The organism is Albimonas pacifica (assembly GCF_900113695.1).
Lineage (GTDB): Bacteria > Pseudomonadota > Alphaproteobacteria > Rhodobacterales > Rhodobacteraceae > Albimonas > Albimonas pacifica.
This window is the reverse complement of the sequence record NZ_FOQH01000001.1, coordinates 220,212-237,953: the sequence shown is the minus strand read 5'-3', so window position 1 is coordinate 237,953 and position 17,742 is coordinate 220,212. Positions and strand designations below refer to the sequence as shown.

The window sequence follows — 17,742 nt, the reverse complement described above, 5'->3', positions numbered from 1 at the left end:
CAATTTCCTGAATATGTTCTCGCGCTCCGGTTGCATTGGCGCAGGCCGTTCCCGCGCGCGACGCAGCCTGCACGGGCATGTCCGCGGGCGCCCGGACGAGGCGCTCAGGCGCCCGCCCCTGCGCAGCGCCGGACCCCGGGCGTCCTGCATCGCCGGCCACAGTCCCGAGGGGTCAGGCGGCGACGCGGCGAGGGTCGCCGCGGCCGTCCGCGCGGGCCTCCCGCGCAAGCCCGTGTCGCAGGCGATGGGGCGCCGCCCCGTCGGGCGGCGCCGGTCGGCGGCGGCCTAGACGGCGGGCGGGTCGAGGTAGACGCCCCGCTCGGCGCCCAGGCCCGCGCGGATCATCCGGCTGGGGTCGTCGGCGAGGACCTCGAGCTCGCCGCGCTCCAGCGCCTCGAGGGTCGCCTCGGCCACCGACTCCGGCGTGACCTTGGGCAGGTCGAGGCCCTGGGTCAGGTCGGTGTCGATGAAGCCCGCGTGCATCCCCACCACCTGCGTGCCCTGCCCGGCGAGCTCCAGCCGCAGGCCGTTGGTGATCGACCAGGCCGCCGCCTTCGAGACGCCGTAGGTCGCCAGCAGCGGACCGTTGATCCACGAGGCGATGCTCAGCACGTTGACGATGCCGCCGCCGCCGTTCGCCGCCAGCGCCGGCGCGAAGGCGAGCGCGGTGCGCAGCGTGCCGACGGCGTTGGTCTCGAACTGCGCGCGCATCCGCTCGATCGCGCCCGCCTCGGCGAACGCCCCGGTCATCGCGATGCCGGCGTTGTTGACCAGAAGCGTCACGTCCCTCGCCTGCTCGGCCGCCGCGGCGACCTCCGCCTGCGAGGTCACGTCGAGCTTCAGCGGGACCACGCCCGCAAGCGTCACCGAGCCCGGATCCCGGGCGCCCGCATAGACCTTCGCCGCGCCGCGCGCGAGCAAAGCCCTGGCGAAGGCCAGCCCCAGCCCCCGGTTCGCGCCCGTCACCAGGGCCACCGATCCTTCGACCTTCATCCGACGTCCTCCGGCTCGTGCATCCGCCCGGCGAGGGCCGGACGAGCCAATGATGACGAGCATCATGTATGAATTTAGATGATGGTCGTCATGATTGAAGTCAAGCCCCGCCCGGCGCCCCGGAACGCCTCAGCCGCCGCGGAAGTCTGCGGCCAGCTCGACCAGCGGCGCGACGGCGGGGTTGGCGCCTGCGCGGGCGACCAGCAGCACGACGTCGAGCTGCGGGGCCGCCTCGAGCGCGACCGAGGCCACGCCCGGGATCCGGTCGTCGCAGATCGAGCCCGGCACCAGCGCCACCCCCAGCCCCGCCGCGACCAGCCGCAGGATCGTCTGCTGCAGCCGCGGCTCGTAGGCGAAGCGGGGCGGCGTGGAGAGGCCGGCGCACCAGCCCTCGATGGCCTCGCGCAGGGGGGCGGCGGTGGAGGCGGGGGCGGCGATCAGCGCCTCGCCCGCCAGGTCCGCGGGCCGGATGCGCTCGCGCCCGGCGAGGGGGTGGCCCTCGGGCGCCGCCAGCCGCAGGCGGTCGCGCAGCAGCGGCAGCGCTTCCAGCGCGGGGTCCGGACGGCCGAGGAAGGTCACCGCCGCGTCGAGCTCGCCCCGGCGCATGCGGACCTCGATCTCGGCGGGGGTCGTCTCCTCCAGGATCAGGCGCACGGCGGGGCGACGCTCGGCGTAGAGACCGGCGAGCCGGGGCACCAGCCGGTGGGCGGCGTGCATCATGAAGCCCAGGCGCAGCTCCCCCTTCTCGCCCAGCGCCACCAGGCGCGCGTCCCGGCAGGCGGCCTCGAAGCGGGCCAGCACCTCGCGCGCGTCGAACAGGAAGCGGGCGCCGGCGGGGGTCAGGGAGACGTTGCGCGAATCCCGCTCGACCAGGCGCGCGCCCAGGTCGCGCTCCAGCTCGGCGATGCGGCGGCTGAAGGCGGGCTGGCTCATGTGCACCCGCTCCGCGGCGCGGCCGAAGTGCAGGGTCTCGCCCAGGGCGACGAACCAGGCCATCTGGCGCGTGTCCATTCGATGCGCTCCGTGCATTGATATCGACCTTAACCAGCATTGGAGCATATCGGTCCGCTGTGGCAACACCGTCGGCGATCCACCTGCACGAGGCGTCGCCGCGATGATCTCCAACCTGCTCGTCGTGGCGCCGATATTCTCCCTGATCCTCGTGGGGTGGATCGCCCGCCGCAAAGGCGCGCTGGGGCCCGCGGCCACGCGCGAGGTGAACCGGCTGGTGGTCTACCTGGCCCTGCCGGCGCTGCTGTTCGACATCATGGCGGGGGCGAGCCTCGACCAGATCTGGCGGCCGGACTTCATCGTCGCCTTCGCGGCCGGCTGCGGCGTGGTCTTCGCCCTGACCATCGCCATGCGCATGGGCGAGGGCCGCGGGCTGGCCGACGCCGCCATCGACGGGCTGAACGCGAGCTACGCCAACACCGGCTTCATGGGCTTCCCCCTGATCCTCGCCGTGGTCGGCGAGACCGGCATGGGCCCGACGCTGGTGGCCACGATCCTGACGGTCAGCGGGCTCTTCGCCGTGGCGATCGTCCTCATCGAATGCAGCCTCCAGGCCCGGGCGCGCCCGCACGAGGTCGCCTGGCGGACCCTGAAGTCGCTGGTGCGCAACCCGCTGCTGATCGCGCCCGCGCTGGGCGCGGCGGCGCTCGCCACCGGCTTCCATCCGCCGGCGCCGGTCGAGCGGTTCCTCGACCTGCTCGGCGGCGCGGCCTCGCCCTGCGCGCTGATCGCGCTGGGGCTGTTCCTGGCCGGCGACGCGGCCGAGAAGGGCGGCGAGGCGCGGCCGGGGACCGCGGGGCGGCTGGCGCTGATGAAGCTGGTGGTGCACCCCGCGGCGACCTGGGCGATCGCGGGGCCGCTGATGGGCCTGCCCGCGCCGCTGGTGCATGTGGCGGTGCTGCTGGCGGCGCTGCCCACCGGCACCGGCCCCTTCATGCTGGCCGAGTTCTACGGCCGCGAGGCGCGCCTGACCGGCAGCGTGGTGCTCTCGACCACCGCGCTTTCGGTCGTGACCCTCTCGGCCTACCTCGCCTTCGCCGGCACGCCCTGAGGCGCCGGTCCCGCGGGCCCGAAACGGGCGCGCGCCGCCTCCAGGATCTCGTCCGACAGCGCCGGGTCGTCGCTCAGCCGGGCCAGGACCAGCGCCCCGACCATCGAAGCCCATTGCGCCGCCGCCGCCTGCCGGCGCGCCTGCTCATCGGCGCCGGGCGCGGTCTGCGCCATGCGCTCGATCCGCCCGCGCATCGCGCGGGTCATCTCGGCGCGCGCCGGGCCGGGCAGGCGCGCGGCCTCGCTCGCCAGCGCCGCGATCGGGCAGCCCCCGGCGACGTCGGCGCGGTGGCTGTCGGAGAGATAGAGCGCCGCGCTCTCGGCCGGGTCCGCGGGACCGGGCCCCAGCTCCTCGAAGGCGGCGGCCAGGGCCTGGGCGACCAGGTCGTCCTTGTTGCGGAAATGGCCGTAGAAGCCGCCGTGGGTCAGGCCCGCGGCCTTCATCACCTCGGCCACCGAGACCGCGTCGCAGCCTCGCTCGCGGAACAGCCGCCCGGCCGCCCGAAGGATCGCCGCCCGGTTCTTCGCCACCTGATCCCGGCTCACCCGCATCGCCGTCTCCTTGCCCAGACCCCGGTCATGACGCCTATCATGAAAAGCGAGGCGGGCGCCATCGCGCCCCCCAAGGAAGGCTCAGGCCCGCGCCAGGAGGCGGCCGAGGATCTCGAACACCTCCGGTTCCTGCATCTGGGCCACGTTGAAGCGCATGAAGCGCCCGCAGGCGCGCGACAGGCTGAAGGCGTCGCCGGGGGCGAGGACCACGCCCTCCTCCCAGGCCGCGCGGGAGAGGGCGGCGCCGTCCACCCCCTCGGGCAGGCGGCGCCACAGGAACAGGCCCTGCTCGGGCGCCTGCTCGGGCGCGATCCCCAGCGCCGCGAGGCGCGGCGCGACCGCGCTGGCCGCGGCCGCGAGCCGGGTGCGCATCCCCTGCACGTGCCGCCGGTAGGCGCCTTCCTTCAGCAGGTGCAGCACCACTGCCGCCGACATCGCCCCGCCGCCGAAGGAGGTGGCGAGCTTCAGGTCCACCAGCGCCTCGATCCAGTCCGGCCGGGCCGCGACGTAGCCGCAGCGGATCGAGGCCGACAGCGTCTTCGAGAAGCTGCCGATCTGGATCACCCGCTCCAGCCCCGCGAAGGCCGCGAGGCGCGGGCTCGGCCGTTCCTCGAAATCGGCGAAGACGTCGTCCTCGAGGATCAGCAGGTCATGCGCCTCGGCCAGCCGCAGCAGGCGGTGGCACACGACGGGCGAGAGCCCGCCGCCGGTCGGGTTGTGCGGGCCGGAATTGGTCACGTAGAGCCGCGGGCGATGCGCCGCCAACGCCGCCTCGAAGGCCTCGAGGTCCGGGCCGGAGGGGCCGCGCGGCACGCCGATCGCCTCGACCCGGTGGGCGCGGAACAGGGCCAGGAAGTTGAAGTAGCACGGATCGTCCACCAGCACCCGGTCCCCCGGCTCGAGCAGCAGGCGGCAGGCGAGGTCCAGCGCCTGGGCGCCGCTCTCGGTCAGCATGATCTGGTCGGGATGCGCTTCGACCCCGGCGTCGGCGAGGCGCACGGCCAGCAGGCCGCGGAGCTCCGGCAGGCCCAGCGGGGTGGCGTAGTCGGTCAGCGCCGCCTCCCCCGACCGCGCGAGGCTGCGCAGGGCGCGCCGGATCTCGGCCTGGGGCATCCAGCTCGCCGGCAGCCAGCCGCAGCCCGGGTTGGCCCGCACGTGGCGGCCGTCGAGCGCCTGGCGGGTGATGCGCAGGGGGTCGATCTCGCGCGCCAGCGGCGGGCCGCCGTCGCCGAGCGCGAAGGGCGGCGGATGCGCGGCCACGTAGAAGCCCGAGCCGCGACGCGGCTGCACGACGCCCTCGGCCACCAGCCGGTCGTAAGCCTCGACCACCGTCGAGCGCGAGACGCCGAGCTGCGCAGCCAGCCCCCGGATCGAGGGCAGCCGCGCCCCCGGCGCCGCCTGCCGCCCGGCGATGCGGCCGCGCAGCCGCTCCATCACCTGCTCGACGAGGGTCCGGCCGTCGGTTCGAGAGAGGGGCGAGGTCGCCATCTGTACCGCTCCTGGCTCCAGTACGGTCCGGTCGGATCGTACTGGAGCGTCCCTGTCGCCGCCAGCCTGCGCGGGCCATGGCTGGCGCGGTTTCCAGGGATCGGGATCTCCATGACGCCTCTGCACGCGCCGCTGCTGGCCCTCTGCCTCTTCGCCGTGACCTTCGCGGTCAACCTTCAGGCGCCGCTCTACCCGGCCTATCTCGCGCAGGCCGGGCTGGGCGCCGGGGCGGCGACGCTGGCCTTCGCGGCCTATGTGGCGGGGCTGATGCCGACGCTGATCCTGCTCGGCGGGCTCTCGGACCGGGTCGGGCGCCGGGCGCCGCTGGTCTGCGCCCTGCTGCTGAGCTTCGCGGCGACGCTGCTGCTGGCGCTCTCGCCCGGCTGGGCGGAGCTGGCGGCGGCGCGGGTCCTGCTGGGGATCGGCACGGGCCTCGCCACCCCTGCGGGAACCGCCTGGATGGCCGAGCTGATGGGCGAGGCCCGCGCGAAGCCCGCGGCGCTGATGGTGACCTCGGCGACCACGCTGGGCTTCGGCGGCGGGGCGCTCGCCACCGGTCTCAGCCTGATGGCGCAGGGCCCGAGCTTCGCGCCGGCGAGCTTCTGGGCGCTGCTGATCGCGGCGCCGCCGCTGGCGCTGGCCTGCCTGCGCCTGCCCCGGATCGCGCCGCCGCGCCGGGTCTCGCCGCTGCGCCTGCCGGTGTTCCCGGCGGGGAGCGCGCCCTACGGTCTGGCGCTGGCGCTGGCCTGGGCCTCGACGGGGATGACCATCGCCGCGACGCCGCTGCTGCTGGCGCGGCTGGAGCTGGACTCCTGGTCGGGGCCGGTGATCTTCCTCGCGCTCTTCGTGGGCTTCCTGTGCCAGCCGCTGGCGCGGCGGACCAGCAACCCGCGCGCCCTGCGCATCGGGCTGGGGCTGATCCCGCTGGGCTTCGCGGGGCTGCTGGCGGGGGCGGCGACCGCTTCGGTCCCGCTGATCCTGCTGGGCACGGCGCTGACCAGCGCGGCGAGCTACGGCTTCGTCTACCTCGCGGCCCTCTCCGAGGTCTCGGCGCTGGCGCCCGAAAACCGGGCGCGCGCGGCGGCGGGGCTCTTCGTCTACGCCTATTGCGGGTTCTCGGCGCCGGTGGTGGCGGCGGGGGCGCTGGCGGACCGGATCGGGCTGGTCCCCGCGATGGGCGTGTTCTTCGCCGCGCAGCTCGCCTGCCTGCTGGCGCTGGCGGGCGCGATGGCGCGGGCGGGCCGCCTGCGCGCGCGACGCGCTCAGACCTCCGCCGCCGCCCCGGCCGCCGCCGCCCCGGCCGCCGCGTCCCCCTCCGGCGCGAGACGCCCGCGATAGCGCACCAGCAGCCCACGGGTCAGCGGCGCGCGCAGCTCGACGTCGAAGCGGAAGCCCTCCGCGTCGGCGTATTCCCGGGCGACCGAGACCGGCAGCAGCGCGGCCGGCAGCGGCAGCGGCCCGATCCGCCCCGCGCGCACCGGGTAGTGCAGCGCGCCGTCCTCCACCCGCAGGCCGAGGCGGAAGGCGAAGGGGCCGAAGCGCTCGGTCATCCCATCCGCTCCGGCGCAGAGATGCGAGCGGAAGCCGCGCCCGTCGAAGCGGCGCAGCCAGGTCTCGCCCCGCGGCGTCGCGGTCTTGACCACCTCGACGGGCACGTCCTCGGCGGCGGCGGGAAAGCCGAAGACGGCGGCGAGCAGCCGGCTCCACGCCCCCTCGCCCCGGGTCACCGAGGCGCGCCCCCGCCAGCGGGAGACGTCGGCCGTCAGGTGCGTGGCCCGGACGGCCTGCGGCAGGGTCTCGAAGGCCGGGCCCAGAACCCGGGGGAAGATCGGCGCGAACGGCTCGACCCGGCGCTCGACGCGGACGCTCAGGTCGGCCATCGCGGCCTCGGCCTCGGCCAGCGTCACCGCCTCCAGCGCCGGGCGGGCGCCGACGGGGAGGGAGGCGCGGCGCAGCAGGGCGCGCGCGGCGACGGCGGGGATGAAGGGGCCGTCCCCGTCGTCGACCCGCAGCGCCCAGGTCCGCCGCTCGGCCCCCACGACGACGCCGACCGACATCCCGCCGACGCCGCTGCCGAAGGGGGCGAGCAGGTCGGCCCCCGCCTTGAAGGCGGCCAGCAGCGGCGACGAGATCGGGACCGGCCAGCGCCGGCGCAGGCGCGCGAAGGCGGCGAGGCCGTAGCGCATCGCCGCCAGTTCGAGCCCCGCGCGGAACAGCGCCGTCTCGGCTCCGAAATGGGCGGGGAACAGCGCCTGGTCCGGCGTCTCGATCTGCCAGCCCTGGCGCACGAGCCCGCCCGGCAGGCGGTAGTCGGCGGGATCGGACCAGCCGGGGACCTCGGTCCAGGCGCCGCCCCGGCGCACCCGCATCGGCCGCCCCGCCTGCGCCAGGATCGAGCGCATCACCGAGCGGCCCCGCGGGCTGCGGTTGCCGGGCAGGATGGCGCAGTCGATCAGGCGGGGCGTCTCCCGCCCGACCAGCGCGCGCACCGCCGCGCTCGACAGCGCAGGCGTCGAGGACAGGCCCGAGATCGCGCAGCGTCCCGCCGCGCGCGCCGGCCCATCGAGCGCCGCGATCCCGGCGCAGAAGCGCGCGTCGTCGGCGAGGTCGAGGTAGTGCAGCCCCCTGGCCAGCGCGGTGCGCGGCAGCCGCAGGGGGTCGTCGCCGTAGGCGTGGAAGGGCCCGGCCGCGTCGATCACCACGTCGTGGCCGTCGAGCTCGCGCAGGTCGCCCTCGCGGTCCATGCGCAGGGCGGCGCAGCCCAGCTCCGCCGCCAGCGCCTGCGCGGGCGCGAGGCTGCGGCCCGCCACCGTCACCGCGTGCCCGTCGCGGACCAGCAGCCGCGCCAGCCGCGCGCCGAAGACGCCGTAGCCGCCGAGCACCAGCACCTTCACCGCAGCAGCCGCCGCTGGAAGGCGGGGTCCGGCAGGGCGCACATGTCGCCCCGCCCGAACACCGCGTAGCGGTTGCGCGCCACCCGCTTGTAGAGCCAGCCGCGCAGCGGCCGGGGGGCGAGGCGCAGGGCGCCGGTCAGCCGCCCCCAGCCCCCGAAGCGCCGGCCGGCGTGGAGCACCGCCTCGAAGTCGACATGCGCCTCGCCCCGGTCGAGGAACAGCCAGCTCTCCGGGTCCGTCGGGACCATCCCGTAGTGGCGCAGCAGCGCCGCGCCCAGCGGCGTCTGGATCGGGCAGATGCGCGCCTCTCCGCTGCGGTCGAGGCGGTGGATCATCCGCGCGCCCCAGCTGCAGATGGCGCATTCGGCGTCCATCACCGCGAGGGGGCGGGAGTCGTCGAAGGCGGGAACCGCCGGGTCGTCGCGATAGGAATAAGCCGGGCGCATGGCGCGACTCTCGCCGAGACCGGGCGCCGCCGCAATGGACCGAGCGTCGCTGGCCGCGCGCCCGCGCCGTCTTCTCTCGCGAGCGGGACCGCCGACGACGCGCCGCCGCCGTCGCGGCCCGCGCGCCCAGCGCCCTCTGCACGCCCGCGCCCGCCCGGGTCCCCGCGCGTCCGGCTCGGCGGCCGGCCTCGCGCCGATCCGGGCCCGTCGCGGGACCGGGCCTCGGGTCGGTCGGGGGGCGAGGGCGCGCGGGCCGCTTGGCCGGCTCGCCCGCGACGCGGCGGCGCCCGGGCGCGCGGGAACCCGCCCGGCCCCTTGCGCCCTGCGCCCCGGCGGGAAACAAGGAAGCCCCTGCGCAGGAGGCCCGAGCCGATGACCGCCCCCGATCCCTTCGCCCGCACCCGCGCCCTCTTCGAGCTGCCGGAGGGGGTGATCTACCTCGACGGCAACTCCCTGGGCCCCCTGCCCCGCGCCGCGCGCGAGCGGCTGGCGCACGTGGTGGCGCAGGAATGGGGCGGCCTGCTGATCCGCGGCTGGAACGAGGCCGGCTGGATCGACCTGCCCGCCCGCGTCGGCGCGCGCATCGCCCGGCTGATCGGGGCCGAGCCGGGCGCGGTGCGGGCCGCGGATTCCACCTCGGTCAACCTTTTCAAGGCGCTCTCGGCGGCGCTCGCCCTGCGGCCGGGGCGGCGGACGATCCTGTCCGACTCCGGCAACTTCCCCACCGACCTCTACGTCGCCCAGCGGCTGGCCGAGGCGCTCGGCCAGGGCCATGTCCTGCGCGTCGTCGCCCCGGAGACGGTGGAGGACGCGCTCGACTCCGACGTGGCGGCCCTGATGCTGACCGAGGTCGACTACCGCACCGGCCGGCGCCACGACATGGCCGCGCTGACCGCCCGGGCGCAGGCGGCCGGGGCGCTGACGGTCTGGGACCTCGCCCATTCCGCGGGCGCGCTGCCGGTGGACCTCGCCGGGGCGGGGGCCGATTTCGCGGTGGGCTGCGGCTACAAGTATCTCAACGGCGGGCCCGGCGCGCCGGCCTTCCTCTACGCGGCGCCGCGCCTGCAGGCCGAGGCGGCGCCGGCGCTCGCCGGCTGGATGGGCCACGCGGCGCCCTTCGACTTCGTCCCCGACTACGTCCCGGCGACGGGCATGGACCGGATGCTGGCGGGCACGCCCCCGATCCTCTCGCTCTCCGCCCTCGACGCGGCGCTGGAGGTCTGGGAGGGCGTCGACCTCGCCGCCCTGCGCGCCCGCTCGATCGCGCTCTCCGAGGGCTTCGTCGCGGCGCTGGAGGGGCGGGAGGACCTGGTCCTCGCCTCCCCGCGCGACCCGGAGCGGCGGGGCAGCCAGGTCTCGTTCCGCCACCCGGAGGGCTATGCGGTGATGCAGGCGCTGATCGCGCGCGGCGTGATCGGGGACTTCCGCGCGCCGGACCTGATCCGCTTCGGCTTCGCGCCCCTCTACAACACGCCCCAGGAGGTCGCCCGCGCCGCCGCGATACTCGCCGAGGTGCTGGACGCCGCCGCCTGGGACCGCCCCGAGTTCCGCCGCCGCGCCAAGGTGACCTGAGCCCCTCCGCGCCGTCCGGGCGCGGCTTCCGCCGGCTGAAATCCCCAAGGGCCCACGCGGGCATGGACATGCGCGGCGGGCTGGTCTGAACTACGCTCTCGCCGATCCGGCCGGCGGGCGCGGGCTTCGGCCCCTCCGCGGCGCCGGGATCGGGACCCGTCTTCCGGCCGCGGCCGCGCATCGCGCGGGCGGCCTCGCCCCGCAGCGCCGCCGCCCCGCTCCCCCGGGCCGGCCGCCGTCCGACCGGCCCCGGCGGCCGGCGACGAGAAGGAAACCGAGATCATGTCCCAGCCCCGGCGCGTCCCCCATTGCAGCCACTGGGGCGCCTACGACCTGCTGGTGGAGAACGACGAGATCGTGGGGGTCGAGCCCTCGCCCCTCGATCCCGCGCCGTCGCCGATCCTGCGCTCGGTCACGGCCTGGCTCGACCCCGCGCGGCGGATCAAGACGCCGCTGGTGCGCGAGGGCTGGCTCAAGGCCCGCGGCCGCGGCGGCGCCGGCGAGGGCCGGGGGCGGGAGCGCTTCGTCGAGGTGAGCTGGGACCAGGCGCTGGCCCTGGTCAACGAGGAGCAGGCCCGCGTGCGCGAGGCGCACGGGCCGGCCGCGATCTTCTCGGGCTCCTACGGCTGGACGAGCTGCGGGCGCTTCCACCACGCCCAGACGCTGGTCAAGCGCTGGCTGAACCTGGCGGGCGGCTTCACCGGGCATGTGGACACCTACAGCTACGGCGCGGGCCCGGTGATCCTGCGCCACGTGCTGGGCGGAACCGACGCGCTGACCGGGCGGGGCACGACGCTGGACGCGGTGGCGCGCCATGCGGGGACCGTGGTGATCGTCGGCGCGCTCAGCGGGCGCACCGCCCAGATCGAGGCGGGCGGGCTCGCGAGGCGCACCCTTCCCCGCAATATCGAGGCCCTGCGGAAAAGCGGGGCGCGCATCGTGCATGTCTCGCCCCTGCGCGACGACGTGCCCGCCGACCTGGGGGCCGAGTGGTGGCCGATCCGGCCCGGCACGGACGCGGCCCTGCTGCTCGGCCTCGCGGGAGAGATCGTGGCCGCGGGGCGCGAGGACGCCGACTTCCTCTCCCGCTGCACCAGCGGGTCGGAGCTGCTGCTCGCCCACCTGCGCGGCGAGGACGACGGGCGGCCCAAGACCGCCGAGTGGGCGGCCGAGATCACCGGGCTCGACGCCGGGGCGATCCGCGCCCTCGCGCGGCGCTTCGTCGAGACCCGCAGCTTCGTGACCCTGAGCTGGAGCCTGCAGCGCGCCCGCTTCGGCGAACAGCCCTACTGGGCGGGGATCGCGCTGGCCTCGGTGGCGGGGCAGATCGGGCTGCCGGGCGGGGGCGTGGGCTTCGGGCTCGGCTCGACGGCGGGCAACGGCGGGCCGTTCGGCACCGGCAAGGCGCCCTCGATGACCGCCGGGCGCAACGCCATCGACAGCCGCATTCCCGTGGCCCGGATCTGCGACATGCTGGAGAATCCCGGCGCGCCCTTCACCTACGAGGGCGAGACGCGCCCCTATCCCGACGTGCGCATGATCTGCTGGGCGGGGGGCAACCCGTTCCACCACCACCAGGACCTCAACCGCTTCGCCCGCGCCTGGACCCGGCCCGAGACCATCGTGGTGCAGGACCCGATGTTCACCGCCACCGCGCGGCGGGCCGACATCGTGCTGCCGGCCTCGACCTCGCTCGAGCGCAACGACATCGCCGCCACCTCCCGCTCGGATTCGATGATCGCCATGCACCGGGCGGTGACGCCGCGCTGGCAGGCGCGCTCCGACTTCGAGATCTTCCAGGAGCTGGCCGAGCGATCCGGCGTGCGCGAGGGCTTCGACGAGGGGCTCGACGAGATGGGCTGGCTGCGCCGGCTCTACGACGAGTCCTGGGCCGCGAACCGCGAGACGCTGGGCGTGGACGGCCCCTCCTTCGACGCCTTCTGGGAGCAGGGCTGGTGCGAGAACCCCGCCCGCGAGGACCACGCCTACCTCGCCGGCTTCCGCGCCGACCCCGAGGCCGAGCCGCTGAGGACCGAGAGCGGGCGCATCGTGCTGGGCAGCCGCACGCTCGCCGCGCTCGCCCATGACGACTGCCCGGCGCATGCCGCCTGGCTCGCGCCCGAGGAGTGGCTGGGCGCGCCCGGGGCCGCGGAGCGCTTCCACCTGGTCACCCAGCAGCCGGAGGGGCGTCTGCACAGCCAGCTCGAGACCGGCGCCGCCAGCCGCGACGCGAACAAGGCCCACGGCCGGGAGGTGGCGACCCTCAACCCCGGCGACGCCGCCCGGCTGGGCGTGGCCGAGGGCGACCCGGTGCGCCTGTCGAACGCCCGCGGCGCCTGCCTCGCGACCGCGCGCCTGTCGGAGGCGGTGCGTCCCGGCGTGGCGGTGCTGCCCACCGGCGCCTGGTGGACGCCGGAGGCGGAGGGGGGGCTCGACCTCGCCGGCAATCCCAACGTGCTGACCAACGACGTGCCGGCCTCGGCCTTCTCGGGCGGCTGCGCGGCCTACACCTGCCTGGTGAGCGTCGAGCGGGCCAGCGCCCCGAACCAGGACGCCATGGCCCGCTACGACGCCGAGATCGCCGAGCTGGTGCTCGCCCGCTAGCCTGCCGGGCCCCTCCGGGCGCGGCGGGCGGCGGCGGCCCGGGGGCCGCCGCTTCGGCGCGTCACGGCCGGGCGGCGCCCGTCGCCACCCGCGGGGGCGCCTCCCTCAGCCCGCCGCCTCGACCTGCCGCGGGGGCCAGGCGGAGCCGGCGATCAGCCCGTCGGGGCGCCCGGCGAGGATCGCCAGCGCCCGGCGGGCTGCGGCCTCGGCGGTGCGGATCCGGGCGGCCTCGGTCATGCCGCCGACATGGGGCGAGAGCAGCACGCCCGGATGGGCGACGAGCGGGCCGTCGGGCTCCGCCGGCTCGGGGTCGCAGACGTCGAGCCCCGCCCCCGCCAGCCGCCCCTCGTCGAGCGCCGCCAGCAGCGCCGCCTCGTCGACCAGCGCCCCGCGGGCGGTGTTGATCAGCAGCGCCCCCGGCGGCAGAAGCGCCAGGGCGCGCGCGTCGATCAGCGGCGCGCCGGCGGGGCGCGCGTGCAGGCTGACCACGTCCGAGGCGGCGAGCAGGGCGTCGAGGTCGGGCGCCTGCGCCACCCCGGCGGCGGCGAGCTCGGCAGGATCCCCGTGGCGGGTGAAGGCCGCCACCTGCATCCCGAAGCCCGCGCCGGCGATGCGGGCGACCTGGCGGGCGACCTCGCCCCAGCCGACCAGGCCCAGGCGCAGGCCCCGCAGTTCGCGCCCCGCCGGGCCGTCGCGCCAGTCCCAGCGGCCCTCGCGCACCGCCCGGTCGCCCTCGGGCACCCGGCGGGCGAGCGCCAGCAGCAGCGCGAAGGCCTGCTCGGCGACCGAGATCGCGTTCTCCCCCGGGGTCGCGGCGATCGCCACGCCCAGCTCCCGCGCCAGCGGCAACGCGATGCGGTCGACGCCGGCGCCGTGCACCACCGCGACCCGCAAACGGGGCATGGAAGCGAGCATCGCCGCGGGCAGGCCGCGGTCGCGCAGGATCGCGGCCTCCGCCTCGGCCATCGCCGCGGCGAGCGCCTCGGGCGTCAGGCGCCATTCCTCGGCGATGCGCATGCCGGCCGCGCGCAGGAGGGCGAGGCCGGCGGGGTGGATCGGCTGGCGGATCAGGCAGAGACCGCTCACCGCGCCCAGGTCTCCGCGCGCGCCGCGCCGCGGGCGGACGCCCGGCCCGGACGGTCCGAGGCCGCCGCCCGCCGCCGCTCCGCCGCGGCCGCCGCCCGCGGCGCGCCCGCCCTGCCGATCCCGAGATATGCCATCCGCGCCGCGCTCCGTCCTGTCCGCTCCAGCAACCGGCGGGGATCATCTTCCGCACCCGGGCCCGCGTCCAGCGCCCGCGGCATCGGGGCGCGCTGCGCCGCAGGGGCGTGGGGCGCGGCGTCGCGCCGACCGGGTTTCCAGCGCGCCGGGGACATGGTTCAGTTCCGCCGCCCCGGCCGCTCAGGCCGGGGCTCCCGGCGCCCCCGGCGCCGCCCGCAAGCCTGGCGCCCCCGGCGCCGCCCGCAAGCCCGCCGCCCCCGCCCCCGGCGCGGAGGCCCTCCCCGCCGCCGCGCGCCCGCACGCGCCGCAGGCGCCGCCGCCCCCGCCCCGGGGCCGCGCGCGCCGTCGACCAAGGAGCCGCCCGATGGCGTCCCGCCTCCCCTCCGCCCCCGCCCTCGGCGCCCTCGCCGGGAGCCGCGCGGCATGAGCGCCGATCCCCGCCCCGTCGTCCCCTACGTCGCCCGCGAGGTCGCGCCCGCCTGGCTCGACGCCCTGCGCGCCGCCCTGCCCGAGGCCCGCATCCTCCCCTTCGCCGAGACCACGCCCGAGGACCGCGCCGCGGCCCGCGTGGCGCTGGCGGCGGATCCCGACCCCGCCGAGCTCGCCGCCCTGCCGGCGCTGGAATGGGTGCAGAGCCTCTGGGCCGGGGTCGAGCGGATCGTGGCCGAACTGCCGCAGAGCCTGAAGGTGGTGCGGCTGGTGGACCCGCAGCTCGCCGCCTCGATGGCCGAGGCGGTGCTGGCCTGGACGCTGTATCTGCATCGCGACATGCCCCACTACGCCGCCGCCCAGGCGCGGGGCGAATGGGCGCCCGCCCCGATGCGCCTGGCGCAGGAGCGGCCGGTGGCGATCCTGGGGCTGGGGCATCTGGGAAAAGCCGCCGCGCGCCGCCTGCTGGCGCAGGACTTCCCCGTCATGGGCTGGACCCGCACGCCGAGCGAGATGGAGGGGGTCGAAACCTTCCACGGCCCCGAGGGCCTGGCCGCGATCCTCTCGAAGGCCGAGATCGCGGTCAGCCTCCTGCCCCTAACGCCCCAGACCCGCGGGCTGCTGGGGGCCGAGGCGCTGGACCGGCTGCCGAAGGGCGCCGGCCTGATCAACTTCGGCCGCGGGCCGGTGGTGGACGTCGCGGCGCTGTGCGAGCGGCTCTCGGACGGCCGCCTCGGTCACGCCGTGCTCGACGTCTTCGAGGTCGAGCCGCTGCCGGCCGGTGACCCGCTGTGGACCCACCCCGGCGTGACGATCCTGCCGCATATCTCGGCGCCGACGCACAAGGGCAGCGCCTCGGCGATCGCCACGGCCAACGTGCGGCGGTTCCTGGAGACGGGGGAGATCCCGCAGGTCGTGGACCGCGGCCGGGGCTACTGACGCCCCGGGATCTGCGGGCGGCCTCGGCCACGGCGGAGGCGCCGCCCGGGCCTGCATCGCCGCGAAGGCGACCGTCGAGACGCGGGACGGCGGCGCACGGCCCTCCCCGCTCTCCAGTTCCACGGCGCCGCCTTCCCGCAGGTCTGGGCGCGCCCGCCCACGCGGTCCGGCGGCGAGACGGGCAAGCCGCGGCGCCCAACCCCGACCGCCTGATCCAGCGCCCCTGGCTCCCTGCCGGCGCCAGGATGGGCGCGAAGCCCGGGCGGCCCTCGAGACCGACCGCCCGGCCTCCCGAGATCGTCGCGGCTGAGTTGGAGTTGGGGATGCCGCAGACGGCATAGGCCGGCTGCGCGAAGGGCTTGCGGCGACTCGGCCTTTGGCGACGATTGCGTCGACGGTCTCAGCCAGTCGGCGCACGACGGTCTCGCTGCACCGTTCCGACAGGGCAAGGTCGTGGCGCCATGCAAGGCGTCCCTCGGGTTCTCCGGGTCGGCAGGCCGCTGCGCAGCGCGCCTTGCCGAGGCCGGCGACGCGGAATTCGCAGCCGGCCCCGCTCTTGTGGACAGCAGCCATTTCAGGACGAAATCGACTGTCCAGATCAAAGGCGATATGCTCAGCGCGCCGCCGGAGCGTTCGTGCGGAAGAGAGCCCGTTGCAGCCGCAAGGGCAGCTGGCAGCCTGGCGTCAGATTCCAGCCAGGACGGATGGGTCGCCGCTTCGCCAGATACTGTCGATGGTCACGCGACGGATGACCCAGTCATCCCCCTCCCGCAGCAACTCGACGTCATAGCGGTTCTTCATCAGGTATTGGCGCGTGGGATCCGCGCGCGAGACATGCTGCGCCTCCACGAGCGCGTCGAGGCGGGCCAGGTCGCCGTCCACGGCGACGCGCGGATTGCCGACGGTATGGCTGGTGTCGAGCGCCGCCAGAGAGCCGAGCAGCGCGGCGACGATGGTCTCGCGGCCCTCCAGCACGGGGTAATCGAACCCGGCCTTCCGGCCCGCGGGCCGGAAATCGGACACGGCGTCCTCGGCGAAGGCCGAGGCCAGAAGCGCCGCGTCGCGCCGGTCGATGCCCGCCGCGAAGCGGTAGAGCGTTCCGGCGACGGCAAGGATGTCGGATGCCTGGGGGGTCATGGGCGTCGAGCCTCGGTCTGCGCCGGCGTGTCCAGCAGGGTGATGCGCGTGTCCGCGATGGTTTCGGCGAAGCCCGCCCCGAAGAGGCCGGCCGGGGTCTGGAAACCGGGGCGGACCTCTCCGGCCAGGACGCGCCGGGCGGCCTCGGCCGCCGCGAGGGGCGTGAAGCTGTAGCCGTTGACCGTGTCCAGGACCGCGCGGACGCTGCGGCCGTCGGCGCCGGTCACGATGACCGAGGCCTGATAACGGTTGGCCCCGCGCTCCGCCTCGGTGGGGCCGGCGGGCATGTCGGCCAGCCCGCCCCTGGGGAAGGCGGCGCCGGAGACATGGACGAAGGTTTCCACATCCGCCGCCCCGGTGCTGCGCCAGATCGTGACGAGATCGGGCAGCGTCGCCGGGAAGCAGGGCGCCGGCCCGCTTCCGAAGTCGAACGCGGCCCCCTGCGACGGATCGCGCTCGACCAGCACGCCGTCCACCCTCGCCAGGGTCCGGGCCGTCAGGTTCTGCGAGGCGCTGACCGCCGATCCCCGCGACATGGCGCCGGCGACATGCAGCGCGACGCCGACCTTGCGCGGCGCGGCGACGTGACGGGCGGCGACCCCGGCGAGCGAGCCCAGCATCGCCACGCTGCCGCCGCTGCCGGGCAGCAGCATCACGCCGGCGGCGCGGGCCTCGGCGTCCAGCGCCTCGGCCAGCTCGTAGCTGTCCAGCTCCGCCGCGATGTCGAGGTAATGGACCCGGCTGCGCAGGGCCCCGCGCATCAGCGGCCCGGCCGTGCGCGGGAAGGGACCCGCGCAGTTGAGCAGGACCGAGACCCCGGCGAGGCCGGCGTCCACCGCCCCCGGATCGTCCAGCGCGAAAACACGGCGATCAAGGTCAAGCGCCTCGGCCACCTCGCGCAGCCGCGCCTCGTCCCGCCCGGCGAGGATCGGGCGAAGACCCAGCGCCGCGGCCTGCTCCGCCGCCATGCGCCCGGTGTAGCCGGCCGCGCCGTAGATCATCAGACGGGTCATTGGTGCTGCCAATCCTTGTAGACGAATTCGAGGCTGTAGCCGTCCGGGTCGCGGACCTGCGCCGCGTAGTATCTCGGATCGTAGTGAAGCTGCGGCCCGGGCTCGTGCAGCGCCTGCGCTCCCGCGGCCAGGGCCGCGGCATGGGCCGCCTGCACCTCGGCCTCGCTGTGGGCGACGAAGCCGACATGAACCGCGCCGGGGGCGGGATCGCCCTGCCGCAGCCAGAAGAAGATGCGGCCATTGGCGCCGAAGCCCTTGAGGTCCGGGTGGCCGTGCGTCCCGTCGTAGTCGTGCCGCACGGCGATGCCGAGGGTCGGCAGCACCGCCTCGTAGAAGGCGATGGCGCGGGGAAGGTCCCGGACCGTCAGGAAGATATGGTCGAGCATGGGGATC

Annotated in this window: 15 protein-coding genes; 5 read left to right on the top strand and 10 right to left on the bottom strand. The window is 76.2% G+C overall.

What is annotated here, in order from left to right:
- Nucleotides 1-285: 285 nt before the first annotated feature.
- Complete coding sequence (locus tag BM064_RS00920; RefSeq protein ID WP_092856926.1) at nucleotides 286-993, bottom strand: SDR family oxidoreductase; 708 nt, start codon at nucleotides 991-993, stop codon at nucleotides 286-288.
- 129 nt (nucleotides 994-1,122) lie between these two features.
- Nucleotides 1,123-2,004 carry a LysR family transcriptional regulator gene (locus BM064_RS00915; RefSeq protein ID WP_092856924.1) on the bottom strand — a complete coding sequence of 294 codons (882 nt, stop codon included), beginning with the start codon at nucleotides 2,002-2,004 and terminating at the stop codon, nucleotides 1,123-1,125.
- Between the two features lie 103 nt (nucleotides 2,005-2,107).
- Between BM064_RS00915 and BM064_RS00910 the strand changes: the two genes are divergently transcribed.
- On the top strand, nucleotides 2,108-3,055 hold the full coding sequence (locus BM064_RS00910; RefSeq protein ID WP_092856922.1) for an AEC family transporter: 948 nt from the start codon (nucleotides 2,108-2,110) through the stop codon (nucleotides 3,053-3,055).
- Here the strand turns inward: BM064_RS00910 and BM064_RS00905 are convergent.
- Together BM064_RS00905 and BM064_RS00900 are read right to left on the bottom strand one after the other, a co-directional pair.
- Nucleotides 3,028-3,606 (bottom strand): TetR/AcrR family transcriptional regulator, encoded by a 579-nt coding sequence (locus BM064_RS00905; RefSeq protein WP_092856920.1) that lies wholly within the window; start codon nucleotides 3,604-3,606, stop codon nucleotides 3,028-3,030. The two genes, BM064_RS00910 and BM064_RS00905, sit on opposite strands and share 28 nt — an antisense overlap.
- An 81-nt stretch (nucleotides 3,607-3,687) precedes the next feature.
- On the bottom strand, nucleotides 3,688-5,094 hold the full coding sequence (locus BM064_RS00900) for an aminotransferase-like domain-containing protein (protein WP_092856918.1): 1,407 nt from the start codon (nucleotides 5,092-5,094) through the stop codon (nucleotides 3,688-3,690).
- A 111-nt stretch (nucleotides 5,095-5,205) separates the two neighbouring features.
- Between BM064_RS00900 and BM064_RS00895 the strand changes: the two genes are divergently transcribed.
- Nucleotides 5,206-6,432: an MFS transporter gene (locus BM064_RS00895; protein WP_092856916.1), complete on the top strand. Its 1,227-nt coding sequence runs from the start codon at nucleotides 5,206-5,208 to the stop codon at nucleotides 6,430-6,432.
- Here the strand turns inward: BM064_RS00895 and BM064_RS00890 are convergent.
- Nucleotides 6,357-7,988, bottom strand: a complete 1,632-nt coding sequence (locus tag BM064_RS00890) for a saccharopine dehydrogenase family protein (protein WP_092856914.1) — start codon at nucleotides 7,986-7,988, stop codon at nucleotides 6,357-6,359. The genes BM064_RS00895 and BM064_RS00890 overlap by 76 nt on opposite strands.
- A complete protein-coding gene (locus tag BM064_RS00885; RefSeq protein ID WP_092856912.1) occupies nucleotides 7,985-8,434 on the bottom strand; it encodes a thiol-disulfide oxidoreductase DCC family protein in 450 nt (149 codons plus the stop codon). Before BM064_RS00885 ends, BM064_RS00890 begins: the two co-directional genes overlap by 4 nt.
- 372 nt (nucleotides 8,435-8,806) lie before the next feature.
- Between BM064_RS00885 and kynU the strand changes: the two genes are divergently transcribed.
- Both kynU and BM064_RS00875 read left to right on the top strand, forming a co-directional pair.
- Nucleotides 8,807-10,006, top strand: coding sequence for a kynureninase (gene kynU, locus BM064_RS00880; protein ID WP_092856910.1), 1,200 nt, complete (start codon nucleotides 8,807-8,809; stop codon nucleotides 10,004-10,006).
- A 282-nt stretch (nucleotides 10,007-10,288) separates the two neighbouring features.
- Complete coding sequence (locus BM064_RS00875; RefSeq protein ID WP_092856908.1) at nucleotides 10,289-12,610, top strand: molybdopterin-dependent oxidoreductase; 2,322 nt, start codon at nucleotides 10,289-10,291, stop codon at nucleotides 12,608-12,610.
- Between the two features lie 105 nt (nucleotides 12,611-12,715).
- On the opposite strand, the gene BM064_RS00870 is transcribed toward BM064_RS00875, so the two are convergent.
- The gene (locus BM064_RS00870) at nucleotides 12,716-13,696 is read right to left on the bottom strand and encodes an NAD(P)-dependent oxidoreductase (protein WP_177236103.1); all 981 of its coding nucleotides are present in this window, start codon (nucleotides 13,694-13,696) and stop codon (nucleotides 12,716-12,718) included.
- 558 nt (nucleotides 13,697-14,254) lie between these two features.
- Here BM064_RS00870 and BM064_RS00865 point away from each other — a divergent pair.
- The gene (locus tag BM064_RS00865; RefSeq protein ID WP_092856904.1) at nucleotides 14,255-15,199 is read left to right on the top strand and encodes a 2-hydroxyacid dehydrogenase; all 945 of its coding nucleotides are present in this window, start codon (nucleotides 14,255-14,257) and stop codon (nucleotides 15,197-15,199) included.
- Nucleotides 15,200-15,883: 684 nt separating this feature from the next.
- Here BM064_RS00865 and BM064_RS00860 read toward each other — a convergent pair.
- From BM064_RS00860 to BM064_RS00850, 3 genes are read right to left on the bottom strand one after another with little or no spacing between them, the layout of a single operon-like run.
- Nucleotides 15,884-16,336, bottom strand: a complete 453-nt coding sequence (locus tag BM064_RS00860; protein WP_092856902.1) for a nuclear transport factor 2 family protein — start codon at nucleotides 16,334-16,336, stop codon at nucleotides 15,884-15,886.
- Entirely contained in the window at nucleotides 16,333-17,349 is a 1,017-nt protein-coding gene (locus BM064_RS00855; RefSeq protein ID WP_092856900.1) for a saccharopine dehydrogenase family protein, read from the bottom strand. The genes BM064_RS00860 and BM064_RS00855 overlap by 4 nt, the downstream gene beginning before the upstream one ends.
- Nucleotides 17,346-17,735, bottom strand: a complete 390-nt coding sequence (locus BM064_RS00850) for a VOC family protein (protein ID WP_092856897.1) — start codon at nucleotides 17,733-17,735, stop codon at nucleotides 17,346-17,348. The genes BM064_RS00855 and BM064_RS00850 overlap by 4 nt, the downstream gene beginning before the upstream one ends.
- Nucleotides 17,736-17,742: the final 7 nt, after the last annotated feature.